Source organism: Pseudomonas simiae (genome assembly GCF_900111895.1).
Classification (GTDB): Bacteria; Pseudomonadota; Gammaproteobacteria; order Pseudomonadales; family Pseudomonadaceae; genus Aquipseudomonas; species Aquipseudomonas simiae.
Genome location: NZ_FOKB01000019.1, coordinates 1 through 4,936, shown reverse-complemented (window position 1 = coordinate 4,936; position 4,936 = coordinate 1). Strand labels below are relative to the sequence as shown.

The following is a 4,936-nucleotide window of genomic DNA, read 5'->3' as shown; positions in this document are numbered from 1 at the left end:
GGCGAACGCCTGCTGCTGGAGGTGTCGGCATGAGCACAGTGGATTTATCGGCACTGCCGGCGCCGCAGGTGCTGGAGGCCTTGGATTACGAAGCGTTGTACGAAGAAGGGCTAGCTGCCTTTCGTGGGCACATGGGCGTCAACTGGTCGGCAGCGCTGGAGAGCGACCCGGTAGTCAAGCTGGTGGAGCTGGGGGCGTACGGCAAGATGCAGAACCGGGCACGGGTTAACGATGCGGCCAAGGCGCTGATGTTGGCGTACGCCGAGAAGGCAGATCTCGACCAGCTTGCAGCCAACGTCAAACTCCAGCGCCTAGTGATTCAACCGGCCAACCTGCAGGCGGTGCCGCCAGTGGAGGAGGTCAGGGAATCGGACGATGCCCTGCGTGAGCGTATCCAGTTGGTGTATGAAGGGCTGACCACCGCCGGCCCGCGTAACAGTTACATCTTCCATGCGCGCAACGCCTCGGCGCTGGTGGCTGATGCCACGGCAGAAAGCCCATCACCGGCCGTAGTGGTGGTGACTGTGCTGAGCCTCGCCGGCAACGGCAAAGCCGACCAGGCTTTGCTCGACCAGGTATACGCCAAGCTTAGTGATGATGACATTCGTCCGGTGGGCGACCGCCTTACGGTGCAAAGCGCACAGATCCTGGAGTACCGGATTGATGCGGTGTTGCATATGACCGGTGCCGGTCCTGAAAACGATGCCTTCTTGGCTGAGGCGATCAAGCGCCTCGCGGCCTGGATCAATCCGCGTAAACGCCTGGCTCTGGAAGTCGCCCGATCTGCTATTGACGCGCAGCTGCATGTCGGTGGCGTCGGCCGGGTCGAGCTAAAAAACTGGGTCGACCTGAAACCGACCAAGTTCCAAGCCGCCTATTGCACAGGTTTCAGCGTGGTCCTAGGGGGCTCCACATGACCAGTCTGCTCCCCTTGAACAGCACACAACTGGAACGCGCCATTGAGGCCGCCCTGGCCGAGAAAACCGAGATCCCGCTCCGCACCCTGTACAACCCTGACACCTGTCCGGCGCATCTGCTGCCTTGGCTGGCCTGGACTTGGTCGGTCGACCGCTGGGACAACAAATGGTCAGAAGCCGTTAAGCGTTCCGCCATCCGCTCCGCGTTTTACGTGCATGCCCACAAGGGCACCATCGGCGCGTTGCGCAGGGTGGTCGAGCCGCTCGGTTACCTGATCGAGGTGCTGGAGTGGTGGCAGACCACGCCCAAGGGCATCCCCGGCACCTTCGCCTTGAAGGTCGGCGTACTGGACACCGGCATCACTGAAGAGATGTACCTGGAGCTGGAGCGTCTGATCGACGACGCCAAACCCGTCAGTCGGCCGTTGACCGGACTCGCGATTAGCCTCGAAACCCAAGGCGCCATGAACATCGGTGTCGCCCTCTACGAAGGCGACGTAATCGACGTCTACCCACCCGTGCAACGTGACATCGAAGTCACGGGCTACATCGGCGTGGTCGGGCGCGAACACAGCATAGACACTCTGGACGTTTACCCATGATTGATCGCAACTCGCAATTTATGGCGATCCTCACCAACGTGGGGGCCACGAAGCTGGCGAACGCCAATGCCTTGGGCATTCCCTGGAATCTCACAGAGCTGGGTGTGGGCGATGCCAACGGCACTGATCCGATGCCCAGCGCGACCCAGACCAAGCTTATCAACGAGCAACGTCGGGCACCCTTGAATCAACTGCGTGTCGATCCTGCTAACGCAGCGGTGATCATCGCCGAGCAGGTGATCCCAGCAGACGTCGGCGGTTGGTGGATTCGCGAAATCGGCGTGTACGATTCGGACGGCGACCTGGTCGCGGTTTCCAATTGTGCGCCTAGCTACAAATCGCTGCTGGACCAGGGATCAGGCCGCACACAGATTGTGCGGATGAACTTCATTGTTTCCAGTATCAACAACATCGTGTTGAAGATCGACCCCGCCATCGTCCTGGCGACTCGCGAGTATGTTGATCTAGCGGTCACCGAGGCGATCAACAAGCAGGACTTCAAGCATTCGGTGCTTGTGGCTACCACGGCAAACATTGCCCTGACTGGTATCCAGACAATCGACGGTGTGTTGTTGTCGGCCGACACCCGTGTTCTGGTGAAGAATCAGGCCCAGGCGAAGGACAACGGTATTTACCTTGTGCCGGCCAGCGGTGCCTGGAAACGTGCCCAGGATGCTGACACTAGTATTGAAGTGACGCCGGGCCTGTTTGTGCATGTCGAGAAGGGCACGGCCAACGGCGACAGCGTTTGGCAACTGGTGACGGATGCGCCGATTATGCTTGGCACCACTGCGCTGACCTTTGAAATGGTTGCGGGGCGTACAGGCATTGGCGCTGGCACCTACCGTAGCGTGACCGTGGACAAGCTCGGTCGCGTTATTGCGGGAACGAATCCCACGACACTCGCTGGCGCGGGTATTACGGATGCCATGCCGATTGGGACGGGTGGTTTGATGACCAGCGCTCCGATGGTCGCGGGCGCAATCTCAGGCCTTCCTACAACTCAGTTTTTTGCGGCTTCGGAAGGTAACACTACTGATATTCCGGCAAGTATGACCTATGCAGTAGGTCTGCATATAAAGTATCCGGGTCCGGCTGGGGCTTACTGTCTCGATATTGTATCAAGTGTTACTGCGGAGGATTTTAGAATTAGGTACACGGGCGCCGGTGGGCCCGCTGCTTATCGTGTTCTGTGGCACTCTGGCAACTTTACTCCGGACTCAAAAGTAAACGGGGATGACGCTACTGGCGTAGGGTTTGCGTCGGCAAACATTGAATACCCGTACATTTGGAGCAAGACTGCCAATGCTGCTATTTTTTTGCAAAGGCGTCTTGACTTTACACCTGTTCAACAGGGCGGCGGGATTGGGCAGGCCACTAATAAAGTTAAAATTGGGTGGTCCTCGAATGGACTTAAAGCAACAGTAGATGAAAGCGATCTTGGATTCATTTGGTGTGAAAACAACTTCAAGCCATCTGAATACATTAAGAAAGGACAAAACGTCCCCTCGTTTTCAAATCCGATCTTTGGTTCGGGGAATACTGGCGCTATAGGTACAGTTAACACTGTTAATACCGGTTCTTTTCAAGTTTCCAACGAGGGCAATGCAGCCGCGTCAGCGTCCATATGCTTTCATCGCGCGGGCGTCTATGCAGCCTATTTGGGTCTTGATACGGACAATCAGTTTAAGGTTGGTGGCGCATCTATGGGCCTGGTGGCCCACACGCTTTGGCACTCCGGTAACAGGCCGAAAGACACTGCGCTTCTCGCTGCTAACGGATGGAGTAAGAACGCAGACACTGGAGAAATCAAGCAATGGGTTGAGGTCGTAGTCGATGATATTTCATCTACAAAAACCTTGAGCGTCGCGTGGCCTTTTAAATTTCCTAACAGATTTTTAAATGCGCAGATTACTTTTAAGATTCCTTCGAGTACTGGCTGGTGTACGGCAGTAGGCACTTATTATGATGCTACCCCCACGGGTTGCATGATGCGCGTGGAGGAGTGGGCGTCGGTGCTTCAAACGGGGATGGTTGCAATTGTTGAGGCGCGAGGTGATTAAAACGTGAAAATATTCTATAGCTGCAAAGATAATACGTTCTTCAACGATGTGTTACACGGAGCTAGAGAAATTACGGTTCCCGATCCGAATTGGATACAGCCAAATACCTGCGTTCCCGATCCTGAGTGGATTCGCCCAACTATTTCAGTTCCAAACCCTGCCTGGATCGAGGGGGATGAATCAGTAGGTCAAACTATTTTTGTGCCTGATCCTGACGCAGTGGCGCCGTTAATTGAAACGCCAGATTACAGCGCTGTACCTCCGTTGATTGTAGTGCCCAACCCCAAGTGTTTGTTGCCGCCAGAATCCGAGCTAGTGGACGTTTCTCAGGAAGAACATGACGAAATCTACCGGGTACTTTCGCTGGGCGGGTCGATCCTTGTACCTGACAAAAAGGGGCGTCCGAGTACAGCACCAGCGCCGCCGCCTACAGTAGAGGATCTGAAAAACCGCGAGCGTGCCCTCCGTGACCGGGCGTTGCTGCTGACTGATCCGCTGATCTCGCGTCACCGTGACGAACTGGAGGCCGAGCGCCCTACAACCCTCACTGCCGAGCAGTACAAGCAGTTGCAGGGCTACCGCCAGGATCTGCGCGACTGGCCCGAATCGGAACATTTCCCGGCAGTCGAGTACCGGCCGGTACAGCCGGCATGGCTGGCTGAGTTGATCCAATAACGCCCCGCACTGACGGGGCGTTTTCTTTTCCGTTACGCCTAACACGAACAACCTACGGCCTCGCTTATGCGGGGCTTTCTCGTTTCTGGAGTTCAATCATGAGTGGATTCTTTCACGGCGTCACCGTGACCAACGTCGACACCGGCACGCGGCCTATCGCGGTGCCGTCCTCGTCCATCATCGGGCTTTGCGACACCTTCACGCCTGGTCCCAATGCCAGCGCCTTGCCCAATCAACTGATGCTGATCACCCGCGAAAGCGAAGCCATCGCCGCCTGGGGGCCAGATGCGGCGATCACCAAGGCGGTCAAGGCCATCTATGTTCGCTCCAAGGCCGTGATCGTCGCCTGCGGCGTGGAGAAGCTGGCCGACGCCGCCGCGCAGACCTCGGCCATCATTGGCGGGGTCTTGGCGAACGGCACCCGTACCGGTATGCAGGCGCTGCTCGACGGCAAGAGCCGCTTTAACGCGCAGCCTCGTTTGCTGGCCGCACCCAAACACACAGCGACACTGGCCGTCGCCACTGAGCTTGTGGCCCTGAGCGACAAGCTGCGTGCCCTGGCGATCATCGACGGCCCCAACACCACTGACGAAGCGGCCATGGACTACCGCAAGAACTTCGGCAGCAAGCGCGTGTTCCTGGTCGACCCTGGCGTGCAGTACTGGGACACCGCGCTCAG

At 57.3% G+C, this 4,936-nt stretch carries 5 protein-coding genes; all 5 read left to right on the top strand.

Annotated elements, in window-relative coordinates; genetic code table 11:
• Positions 1 to 29: 29 nt before the first annotated feature.
• Entirely contained in the window at positions 30 to 917 is an 888-nt protein-coding gene (locus tag BMZ57_RS28855; RefSeq protein WP_069673269.1) for a baseplate assembly protein, read from the top strand.
• Positions 914 to 1,519, top strand: coding sequence for a phage tail protein I (locus tag BMZ57_RS28850; RefSeq protein ID WP_069673268.1), 606 nt, complete (start codon positions 914 to 916; stop codon positions 1,517 to 1,519). The genes BMZ57_RS28855 and BMZ57_RS28850 overlap by 4 nt, the downstream gene beginning before the upstream one ends.
• Positions 1,516 to 3,582: a phage tail protein gene (locus BMZ57_RS29950; protein WP_139136480.1), complete on the top strand. Its 2,067-nt coding sequence runs from the start codon at positions 1,516 to 1,518 to the stop codon at positions 3,580 to 3,582. Before BMZ57_RS28850 ends, BMZ57_RS29950 begins: the two co-directional genes overlap by 4 nt.
• Positions 3,583 to 3,585: 3 nt before the next feature.
• Entirely contained in the window at positions 3,586 to 4,257 is a 672-nt protein-coding gene (locus tag BMZ57_RS29945) for a tail fiber assembly protein (RefSeq protein WP_074900763.1), read from the top strand.
• Positions 4,258 to 4,355: 98 nt separating this feature from the next.
• A partial coding sequence (locus BMZ57_RS28835) for a phage tail sheath subtilisin-like domain-containing protein (RefSeq protein ID WP_139215222.1) occupies positions 4,356 to 4,936 on the top strand: 581 nt, incomplete at its 3' end.